15 protein-coding genes are annotated in these 16,139 nt (G+C 71.5%); 11 read left to right on the top strand and 4 right to left on the bottom strand.

Annotated elements, in window-relative coordinates; genetic code table 11:
* From VFC33_02840 to ribB, 6 genes are all read left to right on the top strand, one after another.
* Positions 1 to 998: prolyl oligopeptidase family serine peptidase (locus VFC33_02840; GenBank protein HZR12167.1), on the top strand; the 998-nt coding region annotated here is incomplete at its 5' end.
* A gap of 48 nt (positions 999 to 1,046) precedes the next feature.
* Entirely contained in the window at positions 1,047 to 2,396 is a 1,350-nt protein-coding gene (locus VFC33_02835; GenBank protein HZR12166.1) for a glycosyltransferase family 39 protein, read from the top strand.
* 35 nt (positions 2,397 to 2,431) lie between these two features.
* Positions 2,432 to 4,075 carry an NAD(P)/FAD-dependent oxidoreductase gene (locus tag VFC33_02830; GenBank protein ID HZR12165.1) on the top strand — a complete coding sequence of 548 codons (1,644 nt, stop codon included), beginning with the start codon at positions 2,432 to 2,434 and terminating at the stop codon, positions 4,073 to 4,075.
* Positions 4,076 to 4,173: 98 nt separating this feature from the next.
* Positions 4,174 to 4,884: a response regulator transcription factor gene (locus VFC33_02825; protein HZR12164.1), complete on the top strand. Its 711-nt coding sequence runs from the start codon at positions 4,174 to 4,176 to the stop codon at positions 4,882 to 4,884.
* Positions 4,881 to 5,933: a HAMP domain-containing sensor histidine kinase gene (locus VFC33_02820; protein HZR12163.1), complete on the top strand. Its 1,053-nt coding sequence runs from the start codon at positions 4,881 to 4,883 to the stop codon at positions 5,931 to 5,933. The genes VFC33_02825 and VFC33_02820 overlap by 4 nt, the downstream gene beginning before the upstream one ends.
* 33 nt (positions 5,934 to 5,966) lie before the next feature.
* The gene (ribB, locus tag VFC33_02815) at positions 5,967 to 6,617 is read left to right on the top strand and encodes a 3,4-dihydroxy-2-butanone-4-phosphate synthase (GenBank protein ID HZR12162.1); all 651 of its coding nucleotides are present in this window, start codon (positions 5,967 to 5,969) and stop codon (positions 6,615 to 6,617) included.
* Between the two features lie 48 nt (positions 6,618 to 6,665).
* On the opposite strand, the gene VFC33_02810 is transcribed toward ribB, so the two are convergent.
* Both VFC33_02810 and VFC33_02805 read right to left on the bottom strand, forming a co-directional pair.
* Positions 6,666 to 8,000: a phosphoribosyltransferase family protein gene (locus VFC33_02810; protein ID HZR12161.1), complete on the bottom strand. Its 1,335-nt coding sequence runs from the start codon at positions 7,998 to 8,000 to the stop codon at positions 6,666 to 6,668.
* A gap of 178 nt (positions 8,001 to 8,178) precedes the next feature.
* A complete protein-coding gene (locus VFC33_02805; protein ID HZR12160.1) occupies positions 8,179 to 8,817 on the bottom strand; it encodes a lysoplasmalogenase in 639 nt (212 codons plus the stop codon).
* 24 nt (positions 8,818 to 8,841) lie between these two features.
* On the opposite strand from VFC33_02805, the gene VFC33_02800 reads away from it, so the two are divergent.
* Positions 8,842 to 9,558, top strand: a complete 717-nt coding sequence (locus VFC33_02800) for a dienelactone hydrolase family protein (GenBank protein ID HZR12159.1) — start codon at positions 8,842 to 8,844, stop codon at positions 9,556 to 9,558.
* 14 nt (positions 9,559 to 9,572) lie between these two features.
* Here the strand turns inward: VFC33_02800 and pdxH are convergent, their stop codons facing one another.
* Both pdxH and VFC33_02790 read right to left on the bottom strand, forming a co-directional pair.
* On the bottom strand, positions 9,573 to 10,178 hold the full coding sequence (gene pdxH / locus VFC33_02795) for a pyridoxamine 5'-phosphate oxidase (GenBank protein HZR12158.1): 606 nt from the start codon (positions 10,176 to 10,178) through the stop codon (positions 9,573 to 9,575).
* Complete coding sequence (locus VFC33_02790; GenBank protein ID HZR12157.1) at positions 10,175 to 10,924, bottom strand: class I SAM-dependent methyltransferase; 750 nt, start codon at positions 10,922 to 10,924, stop codon at positions 10,175 to 10,177. Before VFC33_02790 ends, pdxH begins: the two co-directional genes overlap by 4 nt.
* A 160-nt stretch (positions 10,925 to 11,084) precedes the next feature.
* Between VFC33_02790 and VFC33_02785 the strand changes: the two genes are divergently transcribed.
* The 4 genes from VFC33_02785 to VFC33_02770 form a co-directional block, all read left to right on the top strand.
* On the top strand, positions 11,085 to 12,371 hold the full coding sequence (locus tag VFC33_02785) for a glycosyl hydrolase family 28-related protein (protein ID HZR12156.1): 1,287 nt from the start codon (positions 11,085 to 11,087) through the stop codon (positions 12,369 to 12,371).
* Between the two features lie 76 nt (positions 12,372 to 12,447).
* Positions 12,448 to 13,881 carry an O-antigen ligase family protein gene (locus VFC33_02780; protein HZR12155.1) on the top strand — a complete coding sequence of 478 codons (1,434 nt, stop codon included), beginning with the start codon at positions 12,448 to 12,450 and terminating at the stop codon, positions 13,879 to 13,881.
* A gap of 51 nt (positions 13,882 to 13,932) precedes the next feature.
* Positions 13,933 to 15,270 (top strand): hypothetical protein, encoded by a 1,338-nt coding sequence (locus tag VFC33_02775; protein HZR12154.1) that lies wholly within the window; start codon positions 13,933 to 13,935, stop codon positions 15,268 to 15,270.
* A gap of 17 nt (positions 15,271 to 15,287) precedes the next feature.
* The coding region (locus tag VFC33_02770; protein HZR12153.1) for an acyl-CoA dehydrogenase family protein at positions 15,288 to 16,139 on the top strand (852 nt) is incomplete at its 3' end.

The following is a 16,139-nucleotide window of genomic DNA, read 5'->3' as shown; positions in this document are numbered from 1 at the left end:
CCGGTACGACGGACGTCGTCGCCGTCGACGCCGACACCGGTTGGGTCGACGTCGTCGCGCCCGGTGGAACGTGGGCCCGGCCGCAGTGGCGGGACGACGGTTCCGTCGTCGCCGTCCACGAGAGCGAGACGTCGCCGCCGGCGATCGTGACGGTCGAGCCGGGTACCGAGCCGCACACGCGGTTCTCGCCCGCGCCCCGCGCGGTACGCGCCGCGTCGTACGCGCGCGCCACGACCGTCACGTACCCGTCGGAGGACGGGACGGTCGTCCACGCGCGTCTGCTCAAGCCGCATGACACGAACGCAGCACGGCCGTCGCCCGTCGTGGTCGCGGTGCACGACGGTCCCGCGGCGTGCGCAGGCGACGAATGGAACGGGCTCGCGCAGTACTTCGTCGAGAAGGGATACGGGTGGCTCGCTCCCGACTACCGCGGCAGCACCGGATACGGGCGGACGTTCGAGCGCGCCGGCCGGGGCGCGTCGGGTCTCGACGACGTCGGCGACTGCCTGTTCGCGGGTGAGTTCCTCGCGAAGCTCGACTGGGTCGACGAGGAGCGCATCGCGGTGGTCGGCCACGGCTACGGCGGCTTCCTCGCGCTCGGCACGCTGACGCGCGATCCCGAGCAACGGTTCGCCGCGGGCGTGTGCATCGCCGGCGACTGCGACCTGTTCACGACGTGGACCGCGTGCACGCGACGCCGCCGTCGCGACATCGAGGCGACGATGGGTCACCCGTCCGCGTACCGCGACGCGTACCACGCGGGTTCGCCGATCCAGCGTGTCGACGCGATCGACGTCCCGTTGCTCGTCGTCCACGGCGAGGACGACGAGGTCGTGCCCTTCGCCCAATCGTGCGAGCTCGTCGACGAGCTGCGCCGCCACGACAAGGTGTTCGAGTACGTGACGTACCGCGGCGCGGGCCACGAGCTCGCGGACCCGTCGACGCGTCTGCACCTCACGGAACGCCTCGAACGGTTCCTCGACTGGCACCTCATGTGAGCGTCCGGTCCAAGAGCGAGCGCGTGACGCCGTCGTCATAGTCCGCGTGTGAGCGAACCCGCCGCGGCAGCTCGCGAGCGTCCACGCCGGCGGTTTCTCGTTGCGCTGGCCGTCGTGGCCGCCTTCGCGTTCGCCGTGCGGATCGCCTGGGTGCTCGCGGTCGCGGCTCACTACGCGCTCGGCCACGACGCGCTCTTCTACCGAGCCGGCGGCGTCGCCCTCGCCGCGGGCCACGGCTACGTGAACTCCTGGTACATCGTCCATCCGCCGGTGACGGCGCAGTTCCCGCCGCTCTTCACGACCTATCTCGGCGTGTTCGCCTGGCTGTTCGGTGACAGCCGTCTCGTCGCGCACGTCGCGGTCTGCCTCGCCGGCACCGCGGTCGTCGTGTGCACGGGCCTGCTCGGGCGGAAGGTCGCCGGCGATCAGGTCGGCATCGTGGCGGCGACCGTCGCCGCCGTGTACCCGGGGCTCGTCGTACCGGACGGGTCGCTCATGGCCGAGACGCTCTTCACGCTCGTCGTGATCGCGAGCGTGCTCGTGGCGTACCGGGTTCACGAGCGGCCGACGCTGCCCGCGTGGACGCTGCTCGGGATGCTGCTCGGCCTCGCGACGTTGACGCGCGGTGAAGGCGTGCTGCTCGTTCCCCTGCTCATCGGGCCGCTCATCGCGAGTCGCGCGCGGGTGCCCCTTCGGGTGGTCGGCGGCGCGTCGGTCGCGGTCGTGGCTTGCGTCCTCGTGCTCGTCCCCTGGACGGTGCGGAACTACGAGACGTTCCATCATCCGGTGCTGCTCGCCGACGACTCCGGAACACTCGTGCGCGGCGCGAACTGCTCGAGCGCGTACGGCGGCCGATTACTCGGCAGTTGGGACGCGCTGTGCGACATCAACCCGGGGATCCACCAGTCGACGAACGAGGCCGTCGAGGCGTCCCGAGAGCTCCACGCGGGTGTCCACTACGCGTCCACACACCTCTGGCGGGTGCCGGTCGTCGTCGCCGCCCGCCTCGGACGGACGTTCGGCCTGTTCCGACCGGTGCAGGAAGTCCGCCTGGGAACGTCCGAGGGCCGTCCGTTCGGTGCGGGCCTCATGGCATGGATCGCGTTCTTCGCCCTCGCGCCGTTCGCCGTCATCGGCGCCTGGGCGATCCGCGGTCGTGGCGTGTACTGGGCTCCGCTCGCCGCCGTCGTCGCGATGGTCGTCCTGACGAGTGTCCTCAGCTACGGCAACACGCGATTCGGCGTCGCCATGCAGCCCGTCGTCGTCGTCTTCGCAGCCATCGCGTTCGTCCACCTCTTCGGCACGACGCGCGACCGCCTACGCCGAACCGCGCGACCGTCCCGTACTCCTCCCGACGACACCGAAGACGTGGCGCTCGGCGCGGCAACCCGGGAGTAAGGACCTGCTCGCGCGCGGCCGGTAGCCTCCCGCCGATGGCACGCGACGAGCTCCGTGTCGTCGTGGTCGGCGCCGGTCACAACGGCCTCGTCGCCGCGGCGCTCCTTGCGGGCCGGCTGGGTGCGGACGTCACCGTCCTCGAACGGCGCTCCCAGGTTGGTGGCGCGGCCGTCACCGAGCAGCCGTGGGGGCCCGAGTTCAAGGTCACCGCGCTGTCGTACGTCGTCAGCCTGCTGCCGCCCTCGCTCGTGCGCGAGCTCGACCTCCAGCGGCACGGCTACCACGTCTACCCGCAAGGCCCCTACTTCGCGCCCTACCCGGACGGGCGGTACCTCGCGCTGCCCGACGACCGCGCGCGCCGTCACGCCGAGATCGCGAAGTTCTCGCGACGCGACGCCGATGCCATCGACCGCTGGGACGCGTGGCTCGGCGCGCTCGCCCGCGAGCTCGGTCCGCTGCTGTCGACGATCCCGCCGACGCTCGGCTCGGCGCGACTGCCCGACGTGCGCGACACCGCGCAGCTCGCGTGGCGGCTGCGGCGTCTCGGAGTGCGCGGCGTCGCGGACGTGACGCGCCTGTTCACCATGAGCATCGCGGACGTCCTCGACTGGTTCTTCGAGTCACCGCAGATGCAGGGGCTCATGGCCGTGAGCGGGATCATCGGCACGTGGGCCGGTCCCCGCTCCGCGGGAACCGCGTACGTCATGGCGCATCACAAGATCGGTGACGTCGGCGGCGAGACGGCGAGCGGGACGAACGGCAAGCTCGGCGCGTGGGGCTTCGCGCGCGGTGGAATGGGTGCGGTCACCCGGGCGATCCGGCGCGCCGCCGAGGAGCGCGGCGCGCGCGTCCGCACCGACGCACCGGTCGCGCGGATCCTCGTGCGGAACCGCCGAGCGGTCGGCGTCGCGCTCGCCACGGGCGAGGAGATCCCCGCGGACGTCGTCGTCGCGGCGACGCACCCGCGCATCACGTTCCTCGAGCACGTCGACCGGTACGCGCTGCCCGAGCAGTTCGTCACCGACATCGAGCGGTGGCGGTCACGCAGCGGCACCGTGAAGATCAACGTCGCCGTGTCGAAGCTCCCCGAGTTCGCAGCGAAGCCGGGCTTCGATCCGGACGTGCACGGCGGGACGATCGTGCTCGCACCGTCGCTCGAGCACCTCGAGGTCGCGTTCCAGGAGGCGGTCGGCGGCTGGGCCGCGACACGGCCGTTCGCCGACGTGTGCATCCCGTCGGTGTTCGACCGGACGCTGTGTCCCGACGGCACGCACGTCGTGTCGATGTTCACGCAGTGGGTGCCGCACGAGTGGGCGTCCAAGCCCCAGCCTGCGCACCTCGACGCCTACGCGGACCGGGTCGTCGACGCGATGGACCAGGTCGCGCCGGGCTTCCGCGACTCGGTGCTGCACCGCCAGGTCATCGGGCCGTACGAGATGGAGCACGAGTACGGGCTCGTCGGCGGGAACATCTTCCACGGGGAGCTCTCGCCGTCGCAGCTGTTCCACCTGCGCCCGGCCCCCGGGTACGCCGACTACCGCACGCCGATCGCGCGCCTCTACCAGTGCAGCTCCGCGACCCACGGCGGCGGCGGCGTGACGGGCATCCCGGGCACGAACGTCGTGCACCAGATCACCGCCGACCTCCGAGCGTCGCGCCGGAGCGGGGCCGGGAGGTGACCGCGGGCGGCCCGCCCGATCTGCACCAAATCTCCACACCTCCGGCGGGACTGCCGGCGGCGCCCTCCATATCCTGAGAGGCAATGTCGTCGGGAGGGGTGGCTTCGCCGCGCACGGTGGTCGTGATCGAGGACGAGGCCTCGATCGCGGCCGCGGTGGCTGCCCGGCTCCGCAGCGAGGGCTACCGGGCCGAGGTCGCGGGCGACGGTCCCGCGGGGATCACTCTGTGCGAGCGGGTGCGTCCCGATCTCGTCGTCCTCGACCTCATGCTGCCCGGTCTCGACGGCCTCGAGGTCTGCAAGCGCATCCAGCGTGATCGCGCGGTACCTGTCCTCATGCTCACCGCGCGTGACTCCGAGACCGATCTGCTCGTCGGCCTCGCGGTCGGCGCGGACGACTACATGACGAAGCCGTTCAGCGCGCGGGAGCTCGTCGCCCGGGTGCACGCGATCCTCCGCCGTGTCGAGCGCGCGCCCGAGACCGATGCCGGCGAGGCCGCGCCCGTCCGCATCGGCACGGTCGAGATCGATCCCGCGGGCCGGCGTGTCCGCGACCGCGGTCGCGCCGTCCATCTGACGCCGACCGAGTTCGACCTGCTCCTCCATCTCGCGTCGCGGCCCGGTGTCGTCACGACGCGCGAGCAGCTCCTTGCCGACGTGTGGGGCTACCCCGACGGGTCGGGTGCGCGCACGGTCGACTCGCACGTGCGCGCGCTGCGCCGCAAGCTCGGGCCCGACATCGTCCGCACGGTGCACGGCGTCGGCTACGCGGTCGAGCCCGAGGACGAGACGACGGCGGTGCCGCGGTGAGCAGCCCGCTGAACCGCGTCACGTCGATCAAGATGAAGCTCGGCGCGCTCGTCGTGGCCGCGGTCGCGATCACCGTGCTGCTGACGTTCATCGGCGTCCACATCGGTGTGTGGCCGTCGGTGAGCGGTGTCGTCTCCGGCTTGATCGCGATCGGCATGGTGCGCGTCCTCGCGCGCGGCTTGACCACGCCGTTGCGCGAGATGGCCGACGCCGCGGACGCGATGGCACACGGCACGTACGACCGGCGCGTGAGCGAGACGTCGCGCGACGAGATCGGCGCGCTCGCCGTCGCGTTCAACAAGATGGCGGCCGAGCTCGCGGAGACGGACCGCGTGCGGCGCGACCTGGTCGCCAACGTGTCCCACGAGCTGCGCACGCCGATCACCGCGCTGCAGGCCGTCCTCGAGAACCTCGTCGACGGGGTCGAGCCCCCCGATCCGCAGACGTTGCGCACGATGCTCGCTCAGGTCGAGCGGCTCGGCCGTCTCGTCACCCAGCTGCTCGACCTGTCCCGGCTCGAATCGGGAACGGTGCCGCTCGACCGCCAGCCGTTCACGGTGCGGCCCCTGCTCGAGCACGCGGTGCGCGAGTCGCAGCTGCACGCGCCGGGCGTCGACATCGCGGTGGTGGTCGGCACGCCGGAACCGGCCGCCGACGGCGACCCCGAGCGCGTGCACCAGGTCGTCGCCAACCTGCTCGAGAACGCGCTGCGGTTCACGCCGACGGGCGGCAAGGTCGAGGTGGGCGCGCGGCGGGACGGCGACGTCGTGCGCATCGAGGTGTCCGACGAGGGGCCCGGCATCCCGGAGAGCGAGGCGAGCCGGGTGTTCGAGCGCTTCTACCGGGCCGACCAGGCCCGTTCGTCGACCGACGGCGGCGGCGCGGGTCTCGGCCTCGCGATCGCGCGCTGGATCGTCGAGCTGCACGGCGGCGAGATCCGTCCCGAGCGCCGGGAGCCGCACGGGTGCCGCATGGTCGTCACGTTGCCGGCGGCGACACGCCCGTACGCGGGTGCACCGGCCGGCGCGCCGGCGCCCGTCCCGTCCTGACCGCTACGCCTCATCCGCCACGAGGAGACCCCCATGCCGTACGCCCCGATCGAGGACGCGCTCCGCCGGATCCGGCGCGGCGAGATGGTGCTCGTCACCGACGACGAGGAGCGCGAGAACGAGGGCGACCTCACCATGGCGGCGGGGTGGGTGACGCCCGAGGCGATCAACTTCATGCTGCGGTGGGCGCGCGGGCTCGTCTGCATGCCCTGCGACGCGCACCGCCTCGACGAGCTGGAGATCGGCCCGATGGTCCCGCCCGAGCGCGCGACGTGCGACACCGCGTTCGCGGTGTCGATCGACCACGTGTCGGTGGGCAGCGGCATCTCCGCGCAGGACCGTGCCGAGACGATCCGCCGCGTCCTCGACCCGCTCACCGAGCCCGTCGACTTCCACCGTCCCGGTCACGTGTTCCCGCTCCGCGCCCGCCCCGGTGGCGTGCTCGAACGGCGCGGGCACACCGAGGCCGCGGTCGACCTCGCCCGCCTCGCGGGGCTACCGCCCGTCGCCGTGATCTGCGAGGTGCTCCACGACGACGGCTCGCCGGCGCGCCGCCCGTACCTCGAGATGTTCGCCGAGGAGCATCGCGTCACGATGATCTCGGTCGAGCAGGTCGTCGAGCACCGCGCGCGCGTCGAGGCCGGCTCGGCGACCGCGGCCGTCGAAGCTCCGCTGCTCCTGTAACCGCCCCGAGGTTTTGTGAAGCGTCATGCACACACTGTGTGGGCGGCTTCAGAGAACGGAGGCGGACGCGGGGGTCGCGCTGAGGTGCGCGAGGAACCAGTCGCGGGCGAGGTCCGTCACCTGCTCCATCGCGCCGGGCTCCTCGAACAGGTGCGTCGCACCGGCGACGATCTCGAGACGCGTCTCGGCGCCGTGCAGCGCGTGCTGCGCGTCGCGGTTGAGCTCGAGGACGTCGACGTCCGCGCCCCCGACGACGAGCAGCGTCGGCACGTTCACGTCGACGAGACGCTCGCGCGCGAGATCGGGACGGCCGCCGCGCGAGACGATCGCGCGCACACGGCCGCCCGCGTCCGGCGCGGCCCACAGCGCGGCGCCGGCACCCGTGCTCGCACCGAACCACCCGACCGCGACGTCCGCGAACCCGGCCTGCTGGACGAGCCACGCGGTCGCGTCGAGCAGCCTGCGGCCGAGCAGCGGGATGTCGAACACGTTGCGGCGGTCGGCGGACTCCTCCGGCGTCAGGAGGTCGAACAGGAGGGTCGACAGGCCGGCCTGCTCGAGCGCGGTCGCAACGCGGCGGTTGCGCACGCTGCGATGACTGCTCCCGCTGCCGTGCGCGAACACGACCGCGCCGCTGCACCCGGGCGCGACCGCGAGCCGACCGGGCACGCGCGCGTCGCGCAGATCGAGCGTGACGTCGTACGTGCTCGGGACCGCGATCGTCTCGCCCGTCGTGTGCTCGCTGCATCGGCGGTCGGCCGCGGCGAGCAGGTGGCGGACCTCGTCGTCCGAGACGGGTGAGAAGTCCTCGTACCACTGGCCGACGCTGCTGAACTGCGGCGGCGACGCGAGACAGACGACGTCGTCGGCTTCGTCGCGCAGCGCGTCGCACGTGTCGGGCGCGCCGACCGGCACGGCGACGACGACGCGCGCCGCGCCGCGGCGCCGCAACGCGGCGAGCGCAGCACGCATGGTCGAGCCGGTCGCGAGCCCGTCGTCCACGACGACGACCGTCCGGCCTTTCACGCGCACCGACGCCCGCCCCGGCCGCAGCTCCGTGGCCTGCTCGCCGATCTCGCGTTGCGCGCGTTCGACGAGGTTCCTCAGCTCGGCACGCCCGATGCCGAGCCGCGCGACGAGGTGCTCGTCGATGACGACGATGCCGTCCTCGCTCACGGCACCGATCGCGAGCTCACGCTGCATCGGTGCGCCCACCTTGCGGACGAGCGCGACGTCGAGGGGCGCGTCCAGGTCCTGCGCGATCTCGGCTGCGACGGGCACGCCACCACGCGGCAGCGCGACGACGAGCGGCTGCACGCCGTGCAGCGGTGCGAGCACCGAGGCGAGCCGGCGCCCGGCATCTCGACGATCGCGGAACGCCATCGCGACCCTCCCGTCGACGGGCGGTACCCAGATGCTCTACCCACGAGCGTCCCGAGGCAACGCGGCCCGAGGCAACGCAGCCGGCGACAGCCCGTCGCTCGCTCATGTCGTCGCTCGCGGCGCCTTCGGCGCCGGGCCGCTGTGGCCACCGCTTCCGCTCGCCTCTCGGCTCGCTCGCTTAGCGCACGAGCGACAGCACCAGGCCGGCCTGCCCGAGGTGGTACGTGACGATGATCGCGACGGGCATCCACGCCCGCGGCCGCACGAACCGCTCCCACGCGATGAGCGTGTCGGACGCGAAGAACAGCACCGCACCGACGGCCGCGAGCCACGGGCCCGCCGCGAGCGCGCTCACGACCATGGCCGAGATCACGACCATGTACGCGACGACCGGGCCGACGAGCTCGCGCTGACCGCCGTCCGCCATCGCGCGCAGGATGCGCGACGCAAGCACCACGCCGACGCACGCGACGATCACCGCCGCGACCATGATCGCCCACCACGGGCCCGGGTGCAGGTCGATGCCGACCGTGTACGCGACGTGGCCGAGAAGGAACGAGCCGAGGCCGGCGACGAACAGGTCCCGCGGGACCATCAGGAAGACGTCGCCCGCGAGCGACAGCACCAGCGCGGCAACGAACCACGCGCGGCGGTCGGCGTGCCGCGGGTCGAGGACCACGGCGAGCGCGACGAGCAGCGCGAGCGTCGCGGGCTTGGCGACGTACTCGATGCGCTTCGCTCCGGCCGCGACGGCGACCCAGTCGACGACGGCCGCCACGCCGGCGACAGCGAGCAGGACCCACGCGGTCACGGTCACGGTCCGACGGTTTAGCCTCCGGGCATGCGCACCGACACGATCACCCTGCAGACGCCCGACGGCCCGATGGAGTGCTTCGAGGCGATCCCCGACGAGGCGGGCGCCGGGGTCGTCGTGATCCAGGAGGCGTTCGGCGTCAACGAGCACATCTCCGACGTCGCCACGCGCTTCGCGAACGAGGGCTATCGCGCGATCGCGCCCGCGCTGTACCACCGTGCTGGCGGCGGCACCGCGCCGTACGACGACTTCTCGAAGGTCATGCCGCTCATGCAGGGCGTGAACGACGAGACGTTCCTCATGGACGTCGACGCAGCCCTCGCGCATCTGCGCGACGCGGGCATCCCGCCGGAGCGGACGGGCATCGTCGGGTTCTGCATGGGGGGCCGGGTGACGTTCCTCGTCGCGCTGCGCCGAAAGCTCGGTGCCGCGGTCGGGTTCTACGGCGGCGGGATCGTCACGCAACGCCGGCCCGACATGCCGAGCCTCATCGGCGACGCGACGCAGCTGCAGACACCGTGGCTCGGGTTGTTCGGCGACGAGGACCAGTCGATCCCCGCCGAGGACGTCGAGAAGCTGCGCGCCGCGCTCGAAGCCGACGCGAAGCCCGACACCGAGATCGTGCGGTACCCGGGCGCGCAGCACGGGTTCTTCTGCGACCTGCGCGACAGCTACGACGCGGATGCGGCCGCGGACGCGTGGCCACGCACGCTGCGCTGGTTCCGGCAGTACCTGCGCCTCTAACCCCCAGTGCGCCGTCAGGGCGCGAGCCGCTCGATCACCCAGCGGCCGCCGTCGCGCCGGTAGCGCACGCGGTCGTGCAGGCGATCCGCACGGCTCTCCCAGAACTCGAAGACGTCGGGCCGCACGACGTAGCCACCCCAGTGCTCCGGCCGCGGCACGCCACCGTCGGCGAAGCGCGCCGACGCCTCGGTCGCGGCGCGCTCCAACTCGGCCCGGTCCGCGACGACCTCGCTCTGCGGCGAGACGTACGCACTCACCCGGCTGCCGAAGGGCCGCGCCGCCCAGTACTCGTCGGCGCGTGTCCCACTGGTGCGCGTGACGGTTCCCTCGACGCGGACCTGCCGGTCCTGCTCGCGCCAGTGCAGGATCAGCGCGGCGCGCGGGTTCTCGGCGAGCTCCCGGCCCTTGCGGCTCTCGTAGTTCGTGAAGAACACGAGCCCGTCGCCATCGATGCCGCGCAGCAGCACCATGCGCGCCGAGACGTGTCCGTCGCGCGTTGCGGTCGCGAGCGTCATCGCGTCGGGCTGACGAACACCCTCACGTTCGGCGGCGTCGTACCAGGCGCGCAACTGGCGGATCGGGTCGGCGTCGACGTGGTGCTCGTCGAGCCCACCGGTCATCGACGAGCGAGGCGCACGTACTGGCGGTACGACAGCCGGCGGACGCGCGGGAACCGGTACAGCTTCTCGTCGATCCAGGCGCACGCTTCTTCGCCGTGCCCGCGCAGCACGTACGCCGACGCGAGTCGTGCGAGGAAGAGCTCGGGGTACTCGACGTCGACGTCGAAGCGACGGCGAAACGCGTCCACTTCCTGGGGCTGGAGCGGGAACTCGTCGTCGTCGCCGTACTTCGGGATGCCGAACCGTCCGGCGAGATGCTCGCGGCACCAGACGAGCGTCCGGCTCATCGCGCTGTTCTCGTAGAAGAAGGCGCGCCCGCCCGGGTCGAGCGAATCGGCGAGGACGTCCACGAAGCGGTCGAACGGCTCGAGATGATGCAGGATCATCGAACCGAACGCGGCGTCGAACGGACCGAGCGCGGCGATGTCGAACGCGTCCGACACGACCGCGCGGACGTTCGTGATGCCGCGCTCGCCGCAGTACTCCTGGAGGTGCGAGACGGCGACGGCGCTGGTGTCGACGGCCGTGACGTTCGCGCCGGCACGAGCGAAGAAGAGCGAGTACTCACCCGCTCCGCAGCCGAGGTCGAGCAGCCGCCGACCGGCCAGGTCGCCGAAGTGCTTCCTCGCCGCCGCGCCGACGTCGTCGTCCTCGGGAATCTCGTCGACGGCCTGTGCCGAATAGACCCGGTCCCAGTGCGCGCGAGCGCCGCCGTCGCGCGACGAAGCGGCGTCGTTCGTGGACAAGCGAACCTCCCGGACAGGCGGCGACCCGCAGACGGTGGAGTGTACGGCCTCGCGTCGCGTCACCGGACCTGGCTGTTCATACCGCGTGAAGTGGCCATCTTGACGCCCTCTGTAGTCGGCGCGACTCTCAGAGTGGTGAGGGCCGACAGAAAGGCGAACGATGCGCACGCGGCGCCACCACACTTCCTCATCCTCCGAAGCCGTCCCCGCTGCTGATGGCTCGACCATCGATCGACGGACCGTCCTGAAGTTCGGCGGCGCGTCCGCGGCGGGTCTCGCCGCGGTAGCGGCCACCGAAGCGCTCGGCGCCCGGCCTGCTGGCGCAACCGTCGACGTCCACCCTGGCAGCTACGTCGTCGCCGCGAACAACGCGCTCGCCGTGTGGAAGAACCTCGCCGACGCGCAGTGCACCGGAACGAACGACCACACGACGATTCAGTCCGCCATCACGGCAGCCACGAACTCGGGCGCGAACGGTTCGGTCGTGGAACTCTCGGAAGGCGACTTCTACCTCGGCGGTTCGATCTCGATCCCCTCGAACGTCATCCTCGTCGGGCAGGGTGCGAACGCCACGATCCTCCACTTCCAGCCGACGACCGGAAGCGCGATCCAGATCATCGGGAGCGGGACGAGCTCTCACGTCCAGTACTCGGGGCTGCGTGCGCTTCAGCTTCTCGGATCCGCAAGCCAGAGCACGTCACCTATCGGCATCGACATCCAGTACGCCGACAATCTCACGCTCGAAGAGCTGCGTGTTTACTCGTTCTACGGCTACGGCATCCGCGGCATCGAGTGGCAGGACACCGAGATCCGGCACTGCCGGTTCGACTGGTGCGGCTCGCCGAACGGTTCCGGTCAGGCCGCCGTCGACATCAACATCTCCTCGACGTCCGACTCGGACTCACTGCGCTTCACCGACTGCACCTGGGAGACGTGCCGCGACCGCGATGTCCGGATCGCGGGCAACGGTTCAGCGAACCGCTCCAACAAGGTCCGCTTCCGGGGTTGCAAGTTCGAGCAATCGACCCGGGTGCGAGGCACCGAGCGCGTACTCGTGACGGGTGCCGGCGACCTGATCAACTTCGAGGGCTGCGACTTCGTGGTCGGCGGTGGCTTCGACACCGGTTGGTCGACCAAACTCGACTCGCTGCTGCACATTGTGCAGAGCACGGCTGTCAACGTGCGCGACTGCCTCTTCACCTCCCAGGGCGCCGGTGGCGCGCAGCTGCTCACCAGCTTCCTGCACTTCGACGGCAGTTCACCGAACATCGGCGTTCTCGTCGACGGTTGCTGGTGGAACGTGGGGTCCACGACGAACTATCCCGCGACCGCGGCGCTCGTCTGGAGCGGTACGAACAACAACGCGCACAACGGCGCGCACGCGTTCGTCTGGGACGCGCACGGCTCGACCGTCGAGCAGTCCGGCTCGCCGACGTCCACGGTGTAGCGGACCCATTCGCTCGGCGCGTCGCCGTTCACCCGCGACCGGCCGAGACCGTGCAGTGCGCTACCGTCCGACGTCGATGGACGTCGTGCCCGGCCGCGCCCGCATTCCGCGCGTTCCCGTCCCGGGCCTCGTCATCGGCGTGGTCGTGCTCGAGGTCGTGCTGATCCTCGGCTTCGGGCTCTACGCAGCGCTCCTCAGCGTCCTGGTCCCGGGTGCGCTCTGGCTCTCGAAGCGACCGCAACGCGGGATCCTCGTCCTCGCAGCGCTGCTTCCCTTCAACGGCCTGTTGATCATCGCCGGCCTCCCCGGGATCGTGAAGGGATGGAAGGAGGCGCTCGTCATCTTCCTCCTCTTCCTCACTTTCATCGTCCCGGACGCGACGCGACGATCGGACAGGAAGCTCCCGCCGTGGATGCCTGCTCTCGGCGCGCTGCTCGTCGTCGCGTTCCTCTCCGGTCTCACCGAGGACTGGCTCACCGCATACACGGGCTTGCGCATCTCGTACTTCGACGTCCTGATCTTCTTCGTCATCTGGCGCGCACCGCTGAATCGCAAGGAGATCGACCATCTCGTCACGATCTTCGTCGTCGTCGGGATCATCACCGCGGCCGTCGGGGTGTGGCAGCAGACCGTCGGTTACGCGTACCTGAACAGCCTCGGCTACTCGTACAACGAGACGATCAGGTTCGCCTCGGGTCTTCGGCTGCGGTCCTTCTCGACGTTCAACCAGCCGTTCCCGTTCGCGTTCTACCTGATGCTCGTCATCCTCCTCGCAACACCGTTCGCGCTGGCCGAACCGCGTCGTTTGCGGAACCGCATCTTCTTCATCTCATTGCCGCTCCTCGCCGCGGGCCTCGTGTTCAGCTACGTGCGCGGCGCGATGCTCGGACTCGGGATCGGCCTGCTCTACCTCGCGTTCCACCGCTACAAGCTGCTCGTCGCCGGGATCCCGCTCATCCTCGTCGCACTACTCTTCCTGCCGTCGGGCACTTCGTTCACGAACGCGCTCTTCCAACGTCACACGCTGACTGCGCGCACGACCGGTTGGAAGGACCACGTGGACACCGTCATTCGCCATCCGCTCGGCGTCGGCATCGGCAAGACGGGCGCGGCCGGGGCGAAGGTGGCGTCACTGGAGAACCCGCAGTCGAACAACAACCCGTACCAACCTGACAATTCCTATGTGAAGGTCGGCTTGGAGCTCGGGCTGATCGGTCTCTGGCTGATGCTGCTGATGCTCGTCACGATGGTGCTCTACACGAGATCCGTCGAGCGAAGAACCACCGGCGTCGACAGCCATTTCGCGACGGCCGTGACCGCGCAGCTGCTCGCGATCATCGCGGCGTCGTGGGTCGCGACGTACTTCGAGATGCTGCCGATGGACCAGTTCTTCTGGCTCATGGCGGGCATCGTGGCGACGCTCGCGCCCGCGGTGAAGGCGTCGTCGGCGCCGATGTCGTCACGCCAGCCGCTCGCACTGCTGCAACGCCGCGTTCCGACCCGGACCTGACGACCGGAGGGTTCCGCGATCGCGGCGGTCGCGACCCCTACCCTCTTCGCGGTGGCGAACACGGAGCGCGAGCGTCCTGATGCGACGCGAGCGCAGCGACGGCGGCGGCGCCAGTACGGGACGCTCGCAGGTGTGCTGGCCGCGGTGGCCGTGCTCGCGGGGTTCGCGATCGCGCTCGCGGTCGGCAACAGCTCGCCCGACTCGTCGACGCGCGTCAAGGGCGAGCGCGTCACGAAGCCGCCCGCGTCGGACGGTGGCGCGCGGTCCACGCCGTCGACGACGCGCGGCGCGTCGAGCGCGACGACGACCACGTCGCCCGTCGTGGCGTCGACCACGACTTCGACCACCGCGACGAGCGCGCCTCGCTCGAACGCCACCGGGCGAACCTCGACCACCACGACGACGCCGCCGACCACGACTTCGCCCGCCGGTCCTCCGGCGACCGAGCTCGTCCCGCCCGTGAGCGCGACGCGCGCGCTGCCGTGGTCGCCGGGGATCCTCGCCGGAACGGGCAACGTCTGGGTCGCGGACGTGCGCGAGCCGGGTCGTCTCGCGCGCGTCGACGCGAACGGCGTCGTGCTCACGACGGGCGCGGTCGCGCGCTACGTCTCGGGACTCGCCGCGACGAGTGACGGCGCGTGGGTGCTGCGCTCCTCGTGCCCGTCGGGCCCGGCGACGCTCGTGCACGTCGGTGCGAGCGGCACCGCCGACACGACGTTCACCTTGCCCGACGCGATCGCGTGCGACCTCGACGTCGGTCGTTCGAGCCTCGCGCTCGCCGGGAACACGTTGTGGATCGCGTCGCCCGATCCGACGCAACCGGGTCGCGGCTTCGCTGCCGCGGTCGACCCGTCCACCGGACAGGTCGTCACGCGCGTCGCGCTCGCGGGTGTCCCGCAGGACGTGCAGGCGCAGGGCGGGCGCGCGTGGGTCACGCTCGTCGGCGTACCCGGCACCGGTTCGCAGGACGCCGTCGTGCAGGCCGTCGACGGTTCCGGCGCGCGCGTCGTGATCACGTACGCGTTCGGCTTCCCGCTCGTGCGCGACGACGGCGTCTGGTCCGGCGGCGCGACCGGGCTGCGGCAGTACGCGCTCACGGGCGCGCTCGCGCGCACGCTGCCCGTCGACGGTGCGGGGTGCGGGCGCGGCGCACTGTTCGGGTTCGTCCCGTCGGCCGTCACGCCGTCGACGATCTGGGGCACCCGCCTCGACGTCGGCCCGAGCGGACCGGGCGGCGCGACGACGTTGCCGTCCGTCTGTCGCATCGCCCGCTCGACGGGCGCCGTGACGGGCTGGGACCCGGGCACGCTGCAGCTGCTGGCCGGTGACGACGCCGGCGCGTGGCTCGTCGACACCGGCTTGGGCGGGTTCGTGAGGTGGACCGCCTGACGTAGGGTGCCGGGGATATGGAGTTCGACGTCGGTCCCCGCGCGCTGGAACTGCAGGAACGGCTCGGCGCGTTCATCGCCGAGCGCGTCGACCCCGCGGAGGCCGTGTACCGGGAGCAGGTCGACGCGTCGGGCGATCCGCACTTCCACCCGCCCGTGATGGAGGAGCTGAAGGCCGAGGCCCGCCGGCGCGGCCTGTGGAACCTCTTCCTCCCGAACGAGAAGTGGGGCGCGGGCCTGACCAACGTCGAGTACGCGCCGCTGTGCGAGCTGATGGGGCGCAGCCCGCTCGCGTCGGAGGCGACGAACTGCGCCGCGCCGGACACCGGCAACATGGAGATCCTCGCCGAGTTCGGCACGCCGCAGCAGCAGGACGAGTGGCTCGTGCCGCTGCTCGAGGGCGAGATCCGCTCGTGCTTCGCGATGACCGAGCCGTTCGTCGCCAGCTCCGACGCGACGAACATCCAGAGCCGCATCGAGCGCGACGGCGACCACTACGTCGTCAACGCGCACAAGTGGTGGACGAGCGGCGCGGCGTCGAAGCGGTGCAAGGTCGCGATCCTCATGGGCGTCTCGAACCCCGACGCCGACCCGTACCACCGGCACTCGATGATCCTCGTGCCGCTCGACGCGCCCGGCGTGACGATCGTCCGCACGCTGCCCGTCTTCGGGCACGACGCGGGCGGCGGCCACTGCGAGACGCTGTACGAGAACGTCCGCCTGCCCGCGTCGAACATCCTCGGCGAGGAGGGCGGCGGCTTCGCGATCGCGCAAGCGCGCCTCGGTCCCGGCCGCATCCACCACTGCATGCGCGCCATCGGCATGGCCGAGCGCGCGCTGGAGCTGATGTGCGAGCGCGCGCAGCTGCGC

It is taken from the genome of Acidimicrobiia bacterium, assembly GCA_035651955.1.
GTDB lineage: Bacteria > Actinomycetota > Acidimicrobiia > IMCC26256 > JAMXLJ01 > JAMXLJ01.
The sequence above is the reverse complement of the archived record's forward strand: the minus strand, read 5'-3'. Positions and strand labels throughout refer to the sequence as shown.